The sequence below is a fragment of the Pontibacter pudoricolor genome, from assembly GCF_010092985.1.
GTDB classification, from domain to species: Bacteria; Bacteroidota; Bacteroidia; order Cytophagales; family Hymenobacteraceae; genus Pontibacter; species Pontibacter pudoricolor.
On sequence record NZ_CP048106.1, the window covers coordinates 1,472,460 to 1,490,189 of the forward strand.

At 46.4% G+C, this 17,730-nt stretch carries 20 protein-coding genes; 12 read left to right on the forward strand and 8 right to left on the reverse strand.

Annotated features, from left to right (window positions below; all coding sequences use genetic code 11):
* Positions 1 to 20: 20 nt before the first annotated feature.
* The 3 genes from GSQ66_RS06340 to GSQ66_RS06350 all read right to left on the reverse strand — a co-directional run bounded on the left by GSQ66_RS06340 (position 21) and on the right by GSQ66_RS06350 (position 3,241).
* Entirely contained in the window at positions 21 to 1,061 is a 1,041-nt protein-coding gene (locus GSQ66_RS06340; protein ID WP_238395840.1) for an efflux RND transporter periplasmic adaptor subunit, read from the reverse strand.
* 121 nt (positions 1,062 to 1,182) lie between these two features.
* Positions 1,183 to 2,514 carry a TolC family protein gene (locus tag GSQ66_RS06345; protein WP_162426690.1) on the reverse strand — a complete coding sequence of 444 codons (1,332 nt, stop codon included), beginning with the start codon at positions 2,512 to 2,514 and terminating at the stop codon, positions 1,183 to 1,185.
* A gap of 151 nt (positions 2,515 to 2,665) precedes the next feature.
* Positions 2,666 to 3,241: a TetR/AcrR family transcriptional regulator gene (locus GSQ66_RS06350; RefSeq protein ID WP_162426691.1), complete on the reverse strand. Its 576-nt coding sequence runs from the start codon at positions 3,239 to 3,241 to the stop codon at positions 2,666 to 2,668.
* Positions 3,242 to 3,432: 191 nt separating this feature from the next.
* Between GSQ66_RS06350 and GSQ66_RS06355 the strand changes: the two genes are divergently transcribed.
* Complete coding sequence (locus GSQ66_RS06355) at positions 3,433 to 3,891, forward strand: DoxX family protein (RefSeq protein ID WP_162426692.1); 459 nt, start codon at positions 3,433 to 3,435, stop codon at positions 3,889 to 3,891.
* A gap of 136 nt (positions 3,892 to 4,027) precedes the next feature.
* Here GSQ66_RS06355 and GSQ66_RS06360 read toward each other — a convergent pair whose 3' ends face one another.
* From GSQ66_RS06360 to GSQ66_RS06375, 4 genes are all read right to left on the reverse strand, one after another.
* On the reverse strand, positions 4,028 to 6,214 hold the full coding sequence (locus tag GSQ66_RS06360; RefSeq protein WP_162426693.1) for a TonB-dependent receptor: 2,187 nt from the start codon (positions 6,212 to 6,214) through the stop codon (positions 4,028 to 4,030).
* Positions 6,215 to 6,508: 294 nt separating this feature from the next.
* On the reverse strand, positions 6,509 to 7,021 hold the full coding sequence (locus GSQ66_RS06365) for a DUF488 domain-containing protein (protein ID WP_162426694.1): 513 nt from the start codon (positions 7,019 to 7,021) through the stop codon (positions 6,509 to 6,511).
* Between the two features lie 15 nt (positions 7,022 to 7,036).
* On the reverse strand, positions 7,037 to 7,264 hold the full coding sequence (locus GSQ66_RS06370) for a hypervirulence associated TUDOR domain-containing protein (RefSeq protein ID WP_162426695.1): 228 nt from the start codon (positions 7,262 to 7,264) through the stop codon (positions 7,037 to 7,039).
* A 5-nt stretch (positions 7,265 to 7,269) separates the two neighbouring features.
* The gene (locus GSQ66_RS06375; RefSeq protein ID WP_162426696.1) at positions 7,270 to 7,608 is read right to left on the reverse strand and encodes a carboxymuconolactone decarboxylase family protein; all 339 of its coding nucleotides are present in this window, start codon (positions 7,606 to 7,608) and stop codon (positions 7,270 to 7,272) included.
* Between the two features lie 327 nt (positions 7,609 to 7,935).
* Between GSQ66_RS06375 and GSQ66_RS06380 the strand changes: the two genes are divergently transcribed.
* From GSQ66_RS06380 to GSQ66_RS06405, 6 genes are all read left to right on the forward strand, one after another.
* Positions 7,936 to 8,625: an RNA polymerase sigma factor gene (locus tag GSQ66_RS06380; protein ID WP_162426697.1), complete on the forward strand. Its 690-nt coding sequence runs from the start codon at positions 7,936 to 7,938 to the stop codon at positions 8,623 to 8,625.
* A gap of 17 nt (positions 8,626 to 8,642) precedes the next feature.
* Complete coding sequence (locus GSQ66_RS06385; protein WP_162426698.1) at positions 8,643 to 10,484, forward strand: glycoside hydrolase family 15 protein; 1,842 nt, start codon at positions 8,643 to 8,645, stop codon at positions 10,482 to 10,484.
* On the forward strand, positions 10,471 to 10,941 hold the full coding sequence (locus tag GSQ66_RS06390; protein ID WP_162426699.1) for a hypothetical protein: 471 nt from the start codon (positions 10,471 to 10,473) through the stop codon (positions 10,939 to 10,941). The genes GSQ66_RS06385 and GSQ66_RS06390 overlap by 14 nt, the downstream gene beginning before the upstream one ends.
* A 193-nt stretch (positions 10,942 to 11,134) precedes the next feature.
* Complete coding sequence (locus tag GSQ66_RS06395) at positions 11,135 to 11,683, forward strand: DUF4142 domain-containing protein (protein ID WP_162426700.1); 549 nt, start codon at positions 11,135 to 11,137, stop codon at positions 11,681 to 11,683.
* Positions 11,680 to 12,024 carry a plastocyanin/azurin family copper-binding protein gene (locus GSQ66_RS06400; RefSeq protein WP_202923413.1) on the forward strand — a complete coding sequence of 115 codons (345 nt, stop codon included), beginning with the start codon at positions 11,680 to 11,682 and terminating at the stop codon, positions 12,022 to 12,024. The genes GSQ66_RS06395 and GSQ66_RS06400 overlap by 4 nt, the downstream gene beginning before the upstream one ends.
* 550 nt (positions 12,025 to 12,574) lie before the next feature.
* The gene (locus GSQ66_RS06405) at positions 12,575 to 13,597 is read left to right on the forward strand and encodes a rod shape-determining protein (RefSeq protein ID WP_162426701.1); all 1,023 of its coding nucleotides are present in this window, start codon (positions 12,575 to 12,577) and stop codon (positions 13,595 to 13,597) included.
* 60 nt (positions 13,598 to 13,657) lie between these two features.
* Here the strand turns inward: GSQ66_RS06405 and GSQ66_RS06410 are convergent, their stop codons facing one another.
* Positions 13,658 to 13,867 (reverse strand): hypothetical protein, encoded by a 210-nt coding sequence (locus GSQ66_RS06410; protein WP_162426702.1) that lies wholly within the window; start codon positions 13,865 to 13,867, stop codon positions 13,658 to 13,660.
* A gap of 97 nt (positions 13,868 to 13,964) precedes the next feature.
* On the opposite strand from GSQ66_RS06410, the gene GSQ66_RS06415 reads away from it, so the two are divergent.
* From GSQ66_RS06415 to GSQ66_RS06435, 5 genes are all read left to right on the forward strand, one after another.
* The gene (locus tag GSQ66_RS06415) at positions 13,965 to 14,387 is read left to right on the forward strand and encodes an RrF2 family transcriptional regulator (RefSeq protein WP_162426703.1); all 423 of its coding nucleotides are present in this window, start codon (positions 13,965 to 13,967) and stop codon (positions 14,385 to 14,387) included.
* Positions 14,388 to 14,491: 104 nt separating this feature from the next.
* Positions 14,492 to 14,782, forward strand: coding sequence for a DUF2061 domain-containing protein (locus GSQ66_RS06420; protein WP_162426704.1), 291 nt, complete (start codon positions 14,492 to 14,494; stop codon positions 14,780 to 14,782).
* Positions 14,748 to 15,464 (forward strand): phosphoadenylyl-sulfate reductase, encoded by a 717-nt coding sequence (locus GSQ66_RS06425; RefSeq protein WP_162426705.1) that lies wholly within the window; start codon positions 14,748 to 14,750, stop codon positions 15,462 to 15,464. Before GSQ66_RS06420 ends, GSQ66_RS06425 begins: the two co-directional genes overlap by 35 nt.
* Positions 15,465 to 15,471: 7 nt before the next feature.
* Complete coding sequence (gene cysD / locus GSQ66_RS06430; RefSeq protein WP_162426706.1) at positions 15,472 to 16,377, forward strand: sulfate adenylyltransferase subunit CysD; 906 nt, start codon at positions 15,472 to 15,474, stop codon at positions 16,375 to 16,377.
* Positions 16,378 to 16,380: 3 nt separating this feature from the next.
* On the forward strand, positions 16,381 to 17,628 hold the full coding sequence (locus GSQ66_RS06435) for a sulfate adenylyltransferase subunit 1 (RefSeq protein WP_162426707.1): 1,248 nt from the start codon (positions 16,381 to 16,383) through the stop codon (positions 17,626 to 17,628).
* The last annotated feature ends 102 nt before the right edge of the window (positions 17,629 to 17,730 follow it).

Genomic DNA, 17,730 nt, shown 5'->3' on the forward strand with positions numbered 1-17,730 from the left:
TGCTGGAAATTGATCAGGAATTACTTTTTACCGGTTGCCTGTGGCTGTGGCTGTTGCGGAACACCTACCTGTACTTTAGCTCCCTGGCGCAATCGCTGAATACCTTCCACTACAATACTCTGGCCTTCTTTCAGTCCTTCGCGCACCACTACATTTCCGCTCACGCGGCTGCCCAGCTCAACATTTTGCTGCACCACAGAATCGCCCTGCACCAAATAAACAAAGTATTCGCCCAGCTGCTCTGTAACGGCTTTAGAAGGAATAACCACCTGCTCGCCGATATCCTGGTTCAGTACGGCTAAACTCACCGTCATACCTGGTATCAGTACTTCATCCGGGTTCGGGAATTCCACCCTTACCGTAGTTGTACCTGACTGGCGACCAATTGCCCTGTCGATAACAAGGAGTTTACCGGTATGCGGATAAATATCGCCGTTATTCAGGCGTATCGTGAAAAGCGAATCGGGCTGGTTGCCTTGCTTTAAGCTGCTGAAACGGGCAATTTCCTGCTCATTAATAGAAAAATCTACAGCAATAGGATCTGATGAAGAGATGGTGTTTAAAAGCGGTTGCCCCGGAGATACCTGTGCTCCTACCCTTACCTGCGAAATACCAATTCTACCGGTAAACGGCGCATTGATAACCGAGTAATTCAGGTCGGTGGAAGCGCTGCGAACCTGTGCCTGTGCAGCGGAAAGCTGTGCCCGGGCGGTTTGTACTTCAGTACGGGCATAATCTACCTGCTGGCGGGCGATGGCATCGCGTTCAGCCAGTCTCTCATAGCGTTCCAGGTCCTTTTCGGCTCTGGCCAGGTTAGCTCTGGCACTTTGCACACTTGCCTGCGCCGACTGTATGCCAGACTGGTATTTGCTCTGATCTATTTCATATAGTTTCTGACCTTTGGTTACACGCTGCCCGTCCTTTACAAATATGTTCGTGATATAACCCGCTACCTGGGGACGTAATTCCACTTCCTGCAGGGGCACTACAGTTGCCGGGTAGGTATCTATGCCAGTTACACGTTCCTGTTTTACCCGGTATGTATTTACGGGAACGGCCATAGCTGCAGGGTTCATCTGCTGCTGTGCACCTTCGTCGCCACCGCAGGATGCAAGTATAACCGAACTAAGTAGGGCTGCAGTTAACCGGGAGTATCTATTTTCATTGTGCTGTTCAGTAATTTTATCGGTTGGTATCTATAGTTCCTAATGCCCGCTGCAGATCAAGTTTGCTCGACATGACATTATAAAGCGCATTGTAATAATTGAGTTGTGTTGTGCGGAGCTCCGTTTCAGCCACGATCAGGTCAACATAAGCTTTCACGCCTTCGTCGTACTGCAGTTTAATGATCTCGTACACTTCTTCGGCCATTTGCAGGTTATTCTGTAGCGTGCGCCACTCGGTAAAGTCGCTTTTATAGTTGGCGAGCGCTGTCTGGTATTCCGTATTCAGTACCCGTCTTGTATCCTCAATCTCCACATCCAGCCTGTCTTCTTCCAGTTGTGCTATTTTAAGATTCTGCAATCTCCTGGTTCCCTGGAAAATGGGTAGGGAAATCTGCAGCCCGACCGCCGAGGTCGGGAAGGATTGTGTGTACAGGTCGGCCAGATGGTTATTGAAATAGACAAGGTTATAGTTACCAAAAGCAGAAACCGTTGGCAGGAAACTCCATTTGTTATAAGCAGTGTTCAGGCGCAGGATTTCGCGACGGGATTGCAGTTGCTGTAGTTCTATACGGTTTTCGTAGGCCAGTATTTGCGTGGTATCCATCATCACGGCCTGCTCCATGCGGTTATAGTTGTAGGCCAGGTTCAGATCCTGATCAACCGGATACCCCATCAGCTGTTTTAGATAAGCAATCCCGGATTTTATAGTTTCCTGTGCCCGTTTTCTGTCGCTGCGGATGTTGGCCAGCGTAATGGAGGCGCGCTGGTAGTCCGTTTTATCAACAATCCCTACTTCGTACCTGCTTTTGGCATCGTTGTACTGTTTTTGCTGGCGCGCAATATTCAGATCCAGAATCCGAAGCTGCTCCTGCGTAAACAGCACGTTATAGTAAGCTTTGCTAACTTCTACTACTGTATTAATGCGGGTAGAGGTAATCTGCTGCCCAAGTAACCGCCGGGTAGAACCTGCTGCGCGTGAAGCCAGTAACAAGCTGCTGCTAAAAATATTCTGGGTTGCCTGCAGCGCAATGCTGGAGTTATAGTTATTACCCAGCGTAACAATCTCATCGCCAAATTGCTGCTGCTGTCTTTTTATATTGTAGCTACCTCCATATGTTGCAGAGATCTGCGGAAACCAGCCCGAAAGGTTCGCTCTTATTTCACGCTCTCCAATGGCTTCATCAATCAGCGACTGCTCTACTGCCGCCCTGTTTTCCAGCGCATAATTTACACACTGCTCCAGTGTCAGGCTATCTGTTGTAGCTACTGAATCGGTTTGTGCCAACAGCACACCCGGAAACAACAAGCAGGCAGTAAGCAGTATTTTTGCTCGTATCAATAATTTCATTTACTATAAAGTCTTCTGTAGTTGAGTTGGGTTAACAGGTAAAAGCACTGATGAATGGTAGGGCTATAGTTCGATTCTTTTTTCCCATAGTTTGCAGATCAAGGTTTAAACATCTTTATAGTTGTAGGTTAGTCAATGCTATAGTTTATAGTTACTTAGTGCGTTGCATGCCGTCCCAGAATATTTGCGGAATCAGCTCTAACTCTTTCCGCTCAAGTATTAACCAGCCAGAGGTAACAAGCCTGACCGTAGAAATGATGTTGCTATGCAAAAGCGTTCCCAATACATTAGGTCCTATCGGCTTTAGCTTCCCTTCCCTGGTCCCGCGTTCAAAAAAGTTTAAAAGCAGCGCGTGAAGTTCGTCCTGTTCCAGTGGCGGCCTTGCAGTGTTGTAGGGTGAGTTTACAAACTGCTCAAAGAATTTAAGTACTTCGGGGTTCTCCCGGTAAAAACGATATAAACCGAACCATAGGTTAAAGAAACATGCTTTAAAAGAGATTGTTTCGCAGTTTTCTTTTTTTATTACAGCAATTACCTGCTGCTGCACATACGTAAAAAGCTCCCCGATCAGCTGATCCTTACTATGGAAGTAATGATAGATTGTACCAGCGGCTACTCCGGCATGTTTGGCAACCATGCTCATAGGAGTGCCATGGAAGCCATTTTCGCGCACCAGTTTCAGGGTACTCTCAAATATTGCCCGCTTCTTTTCTGCTATCGGCTCCATGTCCCTTTACTTCCAATTGAATGTTCATTCGGTTTGCAAAGGTAATATGATATTCCGCATTCTGAAAGCCAGGTGGCATTAACAGTCAGTAAAATTGGATAAACGGCAACTATGGCATTGTATATAACCGGGTTAATGCAGCTTAACGTAAATATAGGAATAAAGCTTTTTTGAACTTAAACCCAACGGCCATGACCCAATTATCTGAGATCCGTTATACCCGGGGCGTTAACAGCGCAAACAACCCCATTTGGATGGACGGTTTGCGTATAGTTCTCGGACTATTTCTGGTAATAAAAGGTATTCTGTTTTTAGAGCACACTACCGATGTCTTTCGTATTTTTGGTGCAGAGCAGGACCTTGTTTCTGCCGGCAAAGCGCATTTCCTGACAAGCATGGTTCATATTGTTGGTGGACTGATGATCATGATCGGGATGCTGACAAGGCTGGCGCTGCTATGCCAGATTCCTATTTTGCTGGGAGCTCTGATGATCGTAAACCCGCAGCGTGGCGTGAACTTCGGAAATTCAGAACTTATTCTTTCGCTTATAGTTACCGGCCTGATCGTGTTCTTTATGATCGTGGGTCCGGGCCGCTACTCTGTCGATAACAAGATCCTCCGGCCAAAACCGAATCCTGAGGAAGAGTAAGTTACATTTACATCAAAAATTAGAGCCTATAGTTTGCAGTCGGAATCAAGTGCAAACTATAGGCTCTAATTTTACGCGATGTTTCTAGTTACTTCTTTGCTGTAGCCAACTATAGCCTACCAAACTTAGGTTGGTTTTACAGCAGGTTCAGTTTAATACCGCCGTTTATCACCCGGCCATCTACAGGAGCAAATATCTCGCTGAATTGCGGATTAGTGATGCTACCTGTATAGATATCCCCGAATTTGCTTTGTCTGGTATCAAAAATGTTTTCAAAATTCAGGAACAAGGAGAAGCGGTTAAACATTTTCTCCACCATTACCCCGTTTATCCAGTAATCCTGCCCACGGCTACCGTTGGTTAGTTGCTGTTCACTGAAATAGTACGCTTCCAAACCTATCCTGAAATTATCTTCCTTTTCCAGCATCAATACTGTGTTCACCCGGTGCTTTGGAGTCAGGGGCATATCGGTAACAGTGCCGTTGTAATGCTGCCTGGCGTCTGTGTAGGTATAGCCCAGGAACAGTTTCACCCATTCGTAGCCAAATTTCATGTTTGTTTCCACGCCTTTCGTATCAATGTTGCCATTCGCATTCCGGAACTCATACAGGTTATCTGGTCGCAGTGTCAGAATTAGTGGGTTATTGAGATAAGTGTAGAAGAACATGTGGTTGATGCTGAACGTAACATCCTCGCCGATCAGGGTGTTATAGTTGATGTCCGCGTTTCCACCGATAGATGTTTCGGCTTCTGTCTGGCTGATGTTGAGCGGCAGGATATTCCGGAAAGTAAGGTTCTCAGCTTCCTGGGTAAAGATAGTAGGTGTTTTATAGCCCATCCCCCCCCCGATACGCGATGTCAGGCGATCACTAACCCGGAACAAGGCAGAAACCCGTGGCAATACAAACACTCCTTTCGATTTATTAGCCGGTTCAGGCGTAACGTAATCTGTTCGAAGCCCGGATTCCAGCACGAACCAATCTACAGGGGTAAACGTGTTCTGTACAAAAGCTCCTACTATAGTATTATCGTAATTCCTTTTCCCCACTGCATCTGCCTGCCGTTCCGAAAACTTATCTGTCCAGAGGTTTGCGCCTAGTACCCAATCCGTTTTTTCGCTGTTTAAATTATAGGCTACCTCACTGAAGCTGGCTGTCTGCTTGCCCCGGAAGTCATAATCAGGAACTGCGATTTCCCGGTTGAAAAAGCTTACACTGTTTTTAACAGAAATCATGGAGCGGTCTGAAAGCCTGTGCTCCAGGTTAAACTGCGTGGAAAGTCTTTCGGTGTTGTTTTCTTCAAAATAGTAGTCGCCTGCTTCTCCATCTATATAGCGCATGTCGCCTCCCAACCGATCTTCCTCTGACGCATTTATCCCAAAAGAAAGCTGCATTTTCTCACTTGGATAAAAGTATAGCGTAGGGTTGGCTGAATATCGTTCAAAGTCCGGGATGGCGGAAAGGCCGATGTCTGCCGGATCATAGGCCTGGTTGGCATTACGCGAAGCAAACACCGTTACACCAAATTTACCGAAACGCTTGCCGTAAAAGGCACTCAGGTCGAGCCCTTTGGCGCTGGTCGCATTTGCCATAAAGCTCAGTTCACCTTCCTCTTTCGGTTTTTTCGTGATCAGGTTTACCAGTCCGGCAATGGCGCCCCCACCGTAGAGCGTAGACGAACTCCCTTTTATCACTTCTACCTGGTACAGGTTAAGCGGGGGAATCTGCATAATGCTCAGGCCACTTGAAAACCCGGAATAAAGCGGAAAACCGTCCTGCAGAATCTGGGTATAACGTCCATCAAGGCCTTGAATACGGATATTGGCATTGGCACTGGTGGCTGATGTCTGCTGTGTCTGGATTCCGGTGCTTTCGCTCAGCAGCATACGTATATCGCCGGGCTTCATATTGGCTTTTTCGCCAAGTTCTTCCAGTGTAATGGCTTCTACCCGCGTCGGAATATCCTCGATGGTGCGGCTGCTACGTGTAGTGGTAACAACCACTTCTTCCAGTTCTTCACCTGCCGGTGCTAAAAGTACGACCAACGGGCCTGCCTGAACTATAGGGAACGTAACAGTATCCACCTTTTCCCCATACCCGACATAACTATACCTGACGATCTGTTTGCCTGCCGGTATGTTTGTTAGTTCGAGTTCGCCGCTGGCATTTGAAGTTGCTCCTATGCTGGTACCTTGTATGGCTGCTGTCGCTCCGATCAGCGGCTGCTGCGTTTCACTATCCCGGATAATTATCTGAAGCGAATGCTGGCTGAATGCTAATGTGTTGCAGAACAAGACAAGCAGTACGGCAATATATTTTTTCATTATAGATGGGTGTACATATAAAACTATAACTCCTGTGGTAAAGCGCTGAATGAGCAGTATAGTTTTCTGAATTTTAAAATTCTCCGGTCTCAATTTTCACCGGTACAGATTCTGTTTTATCCTGGCTAGAGACAAAAAGAGGCTAGCCCTGGCAGGCAAATGTAGGGAGTTTCGGCGTAATCTATAAACCCACAGCACTATTGCTCTTCTATCTATAGTTGAACTGTATGTAGTTCTATTCCCTGATTTAGAACTGCTTTCTAATAATATATACTCTTTGCCGGAAAAGAAAAATTATGCACTATGGGTTTGGAGATAGGCAGACGTGTACGGATGTTCTTTCGCTACACCTTCACTCATGATGTGCATCACCTTCCACCCCTCTGCCTTAAGGTAATCTGAAATGATAGCGCGATGGCAACGCCACCAGACGGCTTCGGAACACATGTAGGCCACCCTTTTTATAGTTGCGATCTCTTCTAACTTATCAACAGCCTCTTTAAACTCGTCTGTCTCAGCATAATCGGCATAGCCGCGGAATGATTCGCTGCGCCAGACTGTATTGACAGAGTCGTGTTTTGGTTTTCTGCGTCCGCCCAGCTCGGTAAAAGGCATGTATTGTATTCCGGCTTCCGGCAAAAATTCCTGCAAGGCTGCCACATTAAACTGGGGGTATTTTCTGGAACCGGGATACCTGCGCACATCTACCAGCACTTCAATTTTAAAGGATTTCAGTGCTGCAATAAATTCTTCCGGGCTACGGGTAGAATGCCCGAACGTCCAGATCGTCTTTGTCTCAGGTGCCATGTATACTTTTTAAATTTATGATTTCTGTTTATCGATCTTTTTGAGTGCCGTACTCTTATGCGCCGCTATATGGTCTGTTTTGTCGCTTTTTATCTCATATTGCGGCTCTTCTTTAGTGGCATGGTGCGTGTAGCCCTTGTAGTTAAAATCAGAAGTATGCACTTTTATGATCGTTCCGGTCACGTACCCAGCCTCTGAATTCCAGCGTACATGGTCTCCGGTTTTAAAACGTTCGTTTCCCATAGTTCTTAAACCTTACTCTTTTCAAATTCATCTAAAGCCAGGTTTGAGTGGGCGAAGGCTCCACCGGCACGCATTTCTGCGGCAACCCAAACAGCTTCCATAATTTCCTGTTCAGTGGCCCCTTTCCTGACTGCCAGTTTGGTATGACTCCGGATGCAGTACGGGCATTGCGTAACATGCGCCACAGCTACGGCAATAAGTTGTTTTGTTTTCTCGTCCAGTGCTCCCTGTTTAAAAACTGCCCTGCTGAAAGCTCTGAAAGCATCCGAAACCTCAGGTACAAGCGATTTTCTCTTTTCGGACAGTTCGCGGCTTGGCTCCGGGAATAGTTGTTGATTTTCCATAGTAAAGTTTATTTAGGTTTCTCCAGCTCAGGTGCATATCAGGTACTGGCAACTATAGTTGCTGCAGCTAACTTATATGCGGAAACACATCCATTACAGTTTTACCCCAACCGCATATTAATGTTATGATCTGCCTTGCCGGGCAACAACATCTATAGTTTAAAATACCAGCCGCAGTACCTGTCAACTATAGCCTATGCTGGCTTATAGTTCATTGCAGTTTCCGGGTTGCTATAGTTGCGGAGCGAATCAGATCATTGTAAAATTTAATCGTTAAAAGATTGTAACCATTTGGCTGTCATCACATCTAACCTTAAAACTTAAACTATGAAAACAACCAATTTTGCAAACGTATCCGGGGAAAAAGAGCTCACTGATGAAGCGGTTGTCTGCAGGGTACTTTCCGGAGAAGTTTCGTTGTATGAGTTGCTGATGCGGCGCCACAACCAGAAGCTTTACCGGGCCATAAGAAGCTACCTGAAAAATGAGCAGGAAGTAGAAGATGCCATGCAGGACACTTACCTGAAAGGGTATGAGAAACTATACCAGTTCCGGCACGATGCCCAGTTCTCTACCTGGCTTCTCCGGATCGGGATAAACACTGCCCTTGCTAAACTACGAGAAAACCGGCGCGTCTTTCCCTTCTCGCTTCTGGTTGACCAGCCGGAAGACATTTCTAAAATACTAACGCAGATAAACTTTATGAGCCCCGAGCACATTGCTATCCAGCAGGAAGTAAAGCAACTCCTGGAAAAAGCTATAGACAGCATACCCGAAAAATACAGGATCATTTACACCTTGCGCGAAGTAGAAGGCATGCCCGTAAGCGAGATCACCCAATGCCTGGACCTGTCGGAAAGTAATGTTAAAGTCAGGCTGCACCGGGCAAAAGCAATGCTGAAGGAAAACCTGTTTAAATTATCAGCTACACGCGATGTGTTTGAATTTGGCAACAAGCGCTGCGATGCACTGGTGGAGCGTGTAATGCGTGCTTTGAAACCTGAAAACGAACTATAAATCAATCAGTACCAACTATGGCTGCCAGGCTTTCAGACTACACCCTGATCGGGAATGCGCGTGCTGCCGCCCTGGTAAGTAAAAATGGGTGTATAGACTGGTGCTGTCTGCCAGAATTTGATTCTCCAAGCGTTTTTGCAGCTATTTTAGACAGAGATCAGGGCGGCCACTTCTCCATCAGTCCTGTGGGCAACTATAGTTCGGAGCAACGCTATTTGCCCGACACAAACGTGGTGGAAACTATATTTGAGACAAGTGATGGAAAAGCGCGATTGCTTGATGCCTTTACAGCCCAGACCGAGAAAGACAAAAAACGCAACTTATTCCCTGACCATGAACTGATGCGCATAGTGGAGGGTATTTCGGGTACGGTTGAGTTCAGGCTGGAATATGTACCTAAAACCTACTATGGCAAACACACTCCTGAACTGCAAGACCGCCAAAAACTGGGTATCCATTTTATCTGGAAAGAAAACAGCTATACGTTGCTTAGCACCTTGCCGCCCGGGCAACTCACGGTAAACAAAATCATTCCAGGCTGCGCGACTGCAAATTTTAGTGTTAGCCCCGGCGAACAGGTCATTTTCTCCTTCAGTCATTCAGCCCAAAGTCCGGCTATAGTTCCTGAGCTTAAAACCACAGCCCCGGAGCGCATGCAGCAAACGATAGATTTCTGGAAAAACTGGATCGGGCAATGTACTTACACCGGCCTGTATAAAGAGCAGGTCAGGCGAAGTGCGCTTGTACTTAAATTACTTACCTATGCCCCGTCAGGTGCTATAGTTGCTGCCCCTACTACCTCCTTACCCGAAAAGCCCGGCGGTGAACGCAACTGGGATTATCGCTACTGCTGGCTCCGGGATGCCTCGTTTACGATCAGGGCACTGCTAAAACTTGGGTTTGAAGAAGAGGCAAACGCGTATATGCACTGGATACTGCACGCAACTCAACTTACCAGGCCAAAATTGCAGGTAGTTTATAACGTTTTCGGGCATGCCTCTTTACCCGAGCAAATTATCAGCTGGCTGAAAGGTTATGCGGATTCTTCCCCTGTGCGGATCGGAAACGGAGCAGATAAGCAATTTCAGCTGGATGTTTACGGAGAAGTGCTGGATGCCGTATTTGCCTACTCACCGTTGCTGAAGAAAGTTGACCGTGATACCAAAAAGTTTGTACTGGGTCTGGGTAACATCATTTGCGATAGCTGGGATAAGCCGGATAATGGTATCTGGGAAATTCGCTCTTCCATCATTCAACATACGCACTCAAAAGTAATGGCCTGGGTAGGGCTGGACAGACTTATCAAGCTTACCGAAAACTATAAATGGCACGATGCGCCGATCGAAAAATTCAGAAAGACAGCTGCAAGAATTAGGGAGAACATAGAGCAGTTTGGTTTTAATGAAGAAATCAATTCTTACACGCACGAGCTGAAAGGCTGCAAAGTAGACGCAAGCCTGCTGACGCTTTCACTGGCAGGGTACTGCGATCCTGCATCGCCCAGGATGGTTGCAACTACAAAACTGATACAGGAACGTTTATCTGAAAATAACCTGCTTTACCGCTACCTGAACCGGGATGACGGGCTCACTGGAAATGAAGGCGCATTTGGTATCTGCAATTTCTGGCTGATCGAAAACCTGGCCAGGTCCGGAAAAATTGAAAAAGCAATGGTTCTTTTCGAAACTATAGTTGCCTGCGCCAGCCCTACCGGCCTTTTATCTGAAGAGATCGATACGGAGACATTTGAACTCCTGGGAAACTACCCGCAGGGCTTTACACATATCGGCCTGATAAACGCTGCTTTTGCTATAAACGAGGTTTACCACGAAACTCCCGCGCATCATGAATATCTCTGATCTTTTTCTCTGGGGATTCGCAGCCACGCTGGTCCTGACGGTTTTATTGTCGGCTTCCAGGCCACTGGGCTTCACACGCATGGACCTGCCCTTTATGCTGGGCACGCTTTTTACCTCTAACCGCAACAATGCACCCTGGCTGGGTTTTATGGCTCATTTACTGATGGGTTGGCTGTTTGCCCTGATCTATGGCGCTGCCTTTGAAAGTGCTAATATCGCTACCTGGTGGTTTGGGGCTGCTATCGGCCTGGTTCACGGTGCTTTTGTACTGACTGTAGGGCTGGAAATGATGAACTATATACACCCCAGAATGGCAAGACCTTACCAGGGCCCAACCCCAACCCGACAACTGGAGCCGCCTGGTTTCCTGGCGCTTAACTATGGCAAAGGCACTCCGCTGGTTACGCTGCTCGGGCATTTGGTATATGGCGGCATAATCGGGACATTCTATTCATAAGTCCGGATACGTTGCAGAAAAAAGAATCCTGCAGCAGTCCAGCATATCGTCCCCGTTCGCGTCCTGCAAGTGTGCGTTACTTCCCCGACACCCGCCGCTTTACACTATAGTTGGATAAATAAAAAACGTTTTTGTTGTAACCGCCCTCCCCTTTCCTCATCTAATCTATAAATCAACACTAAAACGTATTACTATGAAAAGAATCAGATCATTTACCGCTTGTGCCATCGGGTTGCTGTTCAGTCTCACTGTTCTTCATTCTCCGGTAGCTGGCCAGAATAACCCAAAACTATCGGATGCAGAAGTAGCACATACCGCAGTTACAGCCAACCAGATAGATATTGATTATGCGAAGATCGCCAAGGAACGCTCGAAAAATACCGAAGTGCTGAAGTTTGCAGAAACCATGACAAATGACCACAAAGCTGTAATTGAACAGGCCGTAGCACTGGTAACCAAACTGGGCGTCACTCCGCAGGACAATGCCGTTAGCAAAAACTTACTGGCAGATGCAGAAAAGACAAGTAAAATGCTGCGCACAAAATCCGGAAAAACCTTCGACAAAGCCTATATTGACAACGAAGTAGCGTACCATAAAGCAGTTATAGCTTCCGTGGAAGGGCTACTGATACCGGAATCTGAAAATGCTGAATTAAAGGCATTTCTGCAAAATGTAGTACCGGCCTTAAAGGCCCATTTAGAGCATGCCCAGATGGTGCAAAAGCAACTTTCAGGAAAATGAACCACGCCAGAATAACTATAAGGTATAGTTTGTTTATGTCCTTTTTGGTATTATTTCTGCTGTATCTGACCTCGTTCTCAGCACCTTACAAACCTGCAACCCATACCGTAGAAATAAGCCAGATGAAGTTTAAGCCGGCAGCGCTTGACGTAAAAAAAGGCGACAAAGTAGTATTCATCAACAAAGACATCGTGTTTCATGATGTTACAGAAACTTCCGGGAAGTCATGGAAATCACCCGCCCTGGCTCCCGGTAAGTCCTGGAGCATGGTTGTAACCCAGAATCAAAGCTACTATTGCAGTATCCACCCGGTCATGAAAGGCAGCATTACCGTTAAATAACAGCAGTAAGTTAAATTCCATAAATTTCAGGAGCTCACGGAAAAGTGATGAAAGGATAACTTTGACCCGATTTTCCAGGCTTTCTGTTAACATCAGCTTAGCATAACTGCCTTAGTTTGGGCAGTTCTATTGTTTTTTAACGAAGCATTGGTGAACTTTACATCATAAACGCTAATGCTGATTTGCTGCCACCTACTACCATATTCTGTACTTCTCTTTGGCCGCTTACCGGCTATGTAGCAACATCTCACCATGTAACTTTGTGCGATAAGCTTACGGGTTATTGCCTGAATTTCCTTTCTGTACCGAAGGCTTTCAATTAACAGGCCTGTGCATTGGCCAATCCTTCACGCATGTATTCAGTTCTGACTATGGCAATCCTTTAAAAGTGTAACTATAGTTAGAAGGGGCTTTTAACTTACGATTTACCGAACTTCTATAGTTGGTAGGTTTGTTAGGGTTCAAATTCAGTATCAGATCAAAAAAAATATAATTAAGATCACAAATTTTACCGCTGCTTTACCAGCGAAAAACGAATTATATATTATTTATGGGCTTCTTTAATTTCCTGACACAAGGCATTGCGATAGATCTTGGAACTGCTAATTTCCTGGTTCTGAAAGATGGGAAAGTAGTGGTGGATGAACCATCTATTATTGCCTTTAACCGAACTACAGGCGCTGTAATTGCCGTAGGCCGCAAGGCTGAACAAATGGAAGGGAAAGAACATGAAAATATCCGCACGATCCGTCCGCTTAAGAATGGGGTGATAGCAGACTTTCATGCCGCAGAGCACATGATGAAAGGAATGCTGAAGCTGGCCAACATTGGTAAAGGCGGCATGTCTCCTTCTTACAGAATGGTGGTTTGCGTTCCGGCTGGCATAACTGAAGTGGAAAAAAGAGCTATCCGAGATTCTGCCGTTATTGCCGGTGCCAAAGAAGTATACCTGATACACGAGCCTGTTGCCGCAGCTATTGGCATTGGCCTGGACGTGCAGGAACCGACCGGGCACATGCTGGTTGATATTGGAAGTGGCATTACAGAAATAGCCGTAATAGCGCTAAGTGGTATTGTTTGCGACCAGTCGGTGCGTGTAGCCGGTGATTCTTTTGATGAAGATATTATCCAGTTCATGCGCAAAGAGCATAATATCCTTATTGGCCAGGGTACGGCAGAGAAGATTAAAATTGAAGTAGGCGCTGCCATTGAAGAACTACCAGATGCACCTGAGCCTTATTCTGTAAAGGGCCGTGACCTGATGACCGGCCTGCCAAAACAGGTTACGGTTACCTACCAGGACATTGCTGTTTGCCTTGATAAATCGATCACCAAAATAGAAGAAGCTATCCTCATAACCCTGGAATTAACCCCACCTGAACTGTCATCAGATATACACCAGTCCGGGATTTACTTAACTGGTGGCGGAGCGCTTTTGCGAGGCCTGGACAGACGATTAGCACGCAAAACCAGGTTGCCGGTGCATGTAGTGGAAGGCCCTTTGTTAGCGGTTATAAAAGGCACCGGGGTTGCGCTCAGCAACATCAACAATTTTAAATTCCTGATGCGTTAGGAAGCGCTATAAACTATAGATAGCTAACAAGGTATTGCACTTGTTAAGGGTTTATAGTTTCTATAGAAGAGGGTGCCAAAAGCTCTTTCGGACTTCCAGGTCCGAAAGCACGCTGCCATGGACTTCCGAATCCCCGTAGATCAGCACTCCATTTACGCGGCCCAGGATGTCCGAAACAGCTAGGTCTAACCAGTAAACTATAGTCGGCTCTATAAGTAACTGTCCGTTTATTTTACTAACCTGCCCGTTATCCCGACAGAATCTTCCCAAAGAAGCTGTTTCCTGTTAAAATACTTTATAGTTTTATACCGCATTCTATCAATAGTCGGGTTTTATTACCGGTTAAGTTTTTTAACAGTTCGAATCCATGTTGTCGAAAAAGACAAAATATGCTTTTCATGCGCTGAGTTACCTGGCCGAAAACCAGGAGAAAGGCGCCATACTTATACAGGAAATTTCTGCTGCTAAAAAGATATCGCAGAAATTCCTGGAAACTATCCTCCTCGACCTAAAGAAAGCCGGTGTGCTTGGCAGCAAAAAAGGAAAAGGCGGTGGCTATTACCTCATCAAAAAACCGGAAGAGATTACCCTTGCCAAAGTGATCAGGTTACTGAACGGCCCAATTGCCTGGCTACCCTGCGTTAGCCTGAACTACTACGAAAAGTGCGGCGACTGCCCCGACGAAGCAACATGCAACATGCACCTGATCATGTGCCAGGTGCGCGACCAGACCTTAAGTATAGTGGAGAACAAGACCGTGCAGGACCTTATCAGCAACAAACAACTGTAAATCAAAGGCTTAATATCAGATATAGTAAATATTCTGATTTTTTTTGGTCGATTACCCTACAAAGTTGGTAGAGTTTATATACTTTTAGCTTTCAAAGCAGAGATATGCTATTCGACCAATATTTAAAAAAGGCATTCAGCAGCAAGGGGAACCCGCGCACCGACAGCAAATTCAAAAGTGTGGCCAAAGCCTTTTCTTGGCGCATCTTGGGCACTTTTGATACTATTATCATCTCCTATTTCATTACAGGCGAGCTTAAAATGGCTTTTTCGATAGGTTCTATAGAAGTGTTCAGCAAAATAGTGCTCTACTATGTGCATGAACGGATATGGGAACGCTTTACAATAAAAAAAGAAGTCAATGAACTTGAAAGAACAGATACCGTCGCTGCTTAAAGCAATTACCGACCTTCCCCTGACCGAAGCACTGGCTTTTATAGCACAGGCGTTTCCGGGTAAAGTAGCTTTCTCTACGGCACTTGGCCAGGAAGACCAGGTCATCACACACGCCATTTTCACCAATAAGCTACCAATAAGAATTTTCTCTTTAGACACTGGCCGCTTGTTCCCGGAAACCTACGAACTATGGGCCGAGACCGAGCAGAAATACCAAAGCAAAATTGCAGCCTACTACCCGAAAGCGGAAGCAGTGGAAGAACTAGTAAGCCAGAACGGTATAAACGGGTTTTATGACTCAGTAGAAAACAGGAAAGCCTGCTGCCATGTGCGCAAGGTGCAGCCATTGGGCAGAGCTTTGGAGAACGTAGATGTCTGGGTAACCGGTTTACGATCCGGGCAGAGCGTCAACCGCAGCGCTTTTAATCTGCTGGAGTGGGACGAAGCTTTCCAGGTCATCAAATTCAATCCGATTATTAACTGGTCTTTCGATGAAATGCTGGCCTACCTGAAAGAAAACGAAGTGCCTTATAATAAGCTGCACGACCAGGGTTTTGTAAGCATCGGGTGCGCGCCCTGCACCAGAGCCATAGAGCCGGGCGAAGAACCGCGGGCAGGCCGGTGGTGGTGGGAACAAACCCAGAAAGAGTGCGGACTACATGCAAATTACTTTAACAAATAATACTGCTATGACTATTCATGCCGGAGTTTTTCCGAGAGAACTGGAAGATGAAGCGATCTATATCTTACGTGAGGTTGCCGCGCAGTTTGAGAAACCTGTACTCCTGTTTTCCGGCGGAAAAGACTCGATAACGCTGGTAAGGCTGGCCCAGAAAGCTTTTTACCCTGCTAAAATTCCTTTCCCTTTACTACATGTTGATACGGGCCACAACTTCGAAGAAACTATAAAATTCCGCGATGAGCTGGTTGCTGAACTTGGTTTGGAACTGATCGTGCGTTATGTGCAGGACAGCATTGACCAGCAAAAAGTGGTGGAGGAAACCGGTAAATACGCCAGCCGCAATGTGCTGCAAACCGTTACGCTACTCGATGCCATTGAAGAATTTGGGTTTGATGCCTGCATAGGTGGCGCACGCCGCGACGAAGAAAAAGCCCGGGCAAAAGAAAGGATCTTCTCTGTAAGAAACGACTTCGGACAGTGGGATTCCAAGAAGCAGCGCCCGGAACTGTTTGATATGCTGAACGGCAGAATTAATATGGGCGAGAACGTGCGCGTGTTCCCGATCAGTAACTGGACCGAACTGGATGTCTGGAACTATATAAAAGAGGAAAAACTGGCCATTCCGTCTATCTACTATTCGCACCTGCGCGAAACATTTGAGCGCGACGGGCAGCTACTCCCCTTCTCTTCGTTCATCAACATCACCGAAGACGAAACTATAAGCACGCGTATGGTGCGCTTCAGAACAGTTGGCGACATGACCTGTACGGCTGCTGTGGAATCTACGGCGGTGGAGATAGACCACATAATAGAAGAGATTTTAAGCGCGACGGTATCGGAGCGCGGCGCCCGCATAGATGACAAACGCTCTGAGGCGGCAATGGAAAAAAGAAAGCAAACCGGATATTTTTAAGGTATGGACGTTCTGAAAATAGCAACAGCAGGCAGCGTAGATGATGGGAAAAGCACCCTGATCGGCAGGCTCCTGTTCGAAACCAATTCGATTACCACTGATAAACTACAGGCCATTGAGGCAAGTAGCAAAAAGAAAGGCCTCGATTACATAGACCTGTCGCTGTTGACCGATGGATTGATAGCGGAGCGGGAACAAGGCATTACGATAGATGTGGCGCATATCTATTTCTCAACGCCTACTCGAAAGTTTATCATAGCTGATACGCCGGGCCATTTTGAGTATACCCGCAACATGGTTACAGGTGCTTCCAACGCCAATGTATCGATGATCCTGGTAGATGCCCGCAATGGCGTGGTAGAGCAAACGTTCAGGCACTTTTATATTTCCTGTCTGCTGCGCATCCCTAATGTAGTGGTGTGTATCAACAAAATGGACCTTGTTGGCTATTCGCAAGCAGCTTTCGAGGAGATACAGGCTAAATTCATGGCTTTTGCTGAAAAAGTTAGATTTGAAGGCCAGCAGATCAGTTTTATACCTGTGTCATCGCTTTACGGTGAGAACCTTACAGCGCCATCTGCCAGCATGATTTGGTATACCGGTGCTCCGCTTCTTACGCTACTTGAAGAAGTAACTACAGATAAGCAGTTGCCTGAGGAGGAAAGCCGCTTCCCGGTACAGTATGTGGTACGGCCAAAGTCGGAGGAGTTTCATGATTACAGGGCCTATGCAGGCAAGGTAGCCAGCGGCCTGTTACGCAAAGGCGAACGCGTAGTCGTATTGCCAAGCGGCCAGGAAACCACTATCGCTAAAATAGAGAAGTTTGGCCGCGAAATAGAAGCTGCCCAGGCAAAAGAGTCAATCAGTATTTTGCTGGAAGATGATGTGGACATCAGCCGTGGCGATATGATCGTTCCGTTTGCACAACTGCCAAAACAAGGCCGCCAACTGGATGCCACTATCTGCTGGATGGATAAGAAACCGCTTCGCGTGGGCGGCACGTACCTGGTACAACATGGTGTAAATACCTCGAAAGCGAAGATAAGCGCGCTTGCCAACCTGATAGATGTGGTTACGCTTGAAGCAAACGACACCCTGACTGCTCTGCAACTAAACGAGATTGCCGACGTGCAGCTAAAAACTGCTAAAGAGATCTTCTACGATTCTTATAAGGACAACAAGGCAAACGGCTCTTTCATAGTAATAGATGAGCAGACGAATGCTACGGTTGGTGTGGGGTTGATCAGGTAAACTATAGTTTGCTGCTTTATTTTACAGCGTTAAACGCTTTCTTGTTTTTACTAAAAGCCGCTTCCTGTTATGGTAGCGGCTTTTTACATTGTAGATCATTGG

What these genes read in the sequence shown, in the direction of transcription:
- GSQ66_RS06340 (WP_238395840.1), bottom strand. Translation starts at nt 1,061, where the DNA reads ATGGCCGTTCCCGTAAATACATACCGGGTAAAACAGGAACGTGTAACT.
- GSQ66_RS06345 (WP_162426690.1), bottom strand. Translation starts at nt 2,514, where the DNA reads ATGAAATTATTGATACGAGCAAAAATACTGCTTACTGCCTGCTTGTTG.
- GSQ66_RS06350 (WP_162426691.1), bottom strand. Translation starts at nt 3,241, where the DNA reads ATGGAGCCGATAGCAGAAAAGAAGCGGGCAATATTTGAGAGTACCCTG.
- GSQ66_RS06355 (WP_162426692.1), top strand. Translation starts at nt 3,433, where the DNA reads ATGACCCAATTATCTGAGATCCGTTATACCCGGGGCGTTAACAGCGCA.
- GSQ66_RS06360 (WP_162426693.1), bottom strand. Translation starts at nt 6,214, where the DNA reads ATGAAAAAATATATTGCCGTACTGCTTGTCTTGTTCTGCAACACATTA.
- GSQ66_RS06365 (WP_162426694.1), bottom strand. Translation starts at nt 7,021, where the DNA reads ATGGCACCTGAGACAAAGACGATCTGGACGTTCGGGCATTCTACCCGT.
- GSQ66_RS06370 (WP_162426695.1), bottom strand. Translation starts at nt 7,264, where the DNA reads ATGGGAAACGAACGTTTTAAAACCGGAGACCATGTACGCTGGAATTCA.
- GSQ66_RS06375 (WP_162426696.1), bottom strand. Translation starts at nt 7,608, where the DNA reads ATGGAAAATCAACAACTATTCCCGGAGCCAAGCCGCGAACTGTCCGAA.
- GSQ66_RS06380 (WP_162426697.1), top strand. Translation starts at nt 7,936, where the DNA reads ATGAAAACAACCAATTTTGCAAACGTATCCGGGGAAAAAGAGCTCACT.
- GSQ66_RS06385 (WP_162426698.1), top strand. Translation starts at nt 8,643, where the DNA reads ATGGCTGCCAGGCTTTCAGACTACACCCTGATCGGGAATGCGCGTGCT.
- GSQ66_RS06390 (WP_162426699.1), top strand. Translation starts at nt 10,471, where the DNA reads ATGAATATCTCTGATCTTTTTCTCTGGGGATTCGCAGCCACGCTGGTC.
- GSQ66_RS06395 (WP_162426700.1), top strand. Translation starts at nt 11,135, where the DNA reads ATGAAAAGAATCAGATCATTTACCGCTTGTGCCATCGGGTTGCTGTTC.
- GSQ66_RS06400 (WP_202923413.1), top strand. Translation starts at nt 11,680, where the DNA reads ATGAACCACGCCAGAATAACTATAAGGTATAGTTTGTTTATGTCCTTT.
- GSQ66_RS06405 (WP_162426701.1), top strand. Translation starts at nt 12,575, where the DNA reads ATGGGCTTCTTTAATTTCCTGACACAAGGCATTGCGATAGATCTTGGA.
- GSQ66_RS06415 (WP_162426703.1), top strand. Translation starts at nt 13,965, where the DNA reads ATGTTGTCGAAAAAGACAAAATATGCTTTTCATGCGCTGAGTTACCTG.
- GSQ66_RS06420 (WP_162426704.1), top strand. Translation starts at nt 14,492, where the DNA reads ATGCTATTCGACCAATATTTAAAAAAGGCATTCAGCAGCAAGGGGAAC.
- GSQ66_RS06425 (WP_162426705.1), top strand. Translation starts at nt 14,748, where the DNA reads ATGAACTTGAAAGAACAGATACCGTCGCTGCTTAAAGCAATTACCGAC.
- cysD (WP_162426706.1), top strand. Translation starts at nt 15,472, where the DNA reads ATGACTATTCATGCCGGAGTTTTTCCGAGAGAACTGGAAGATGAAGCG.
- GSQ66_RS06435 (WP_162426707.1), top strand. Translation starts at nt 16,381, where the DNA reads ATGGACGTTCTGAAAATAGCAACAGCAGGCAGCGTAGATGATGGGAAA.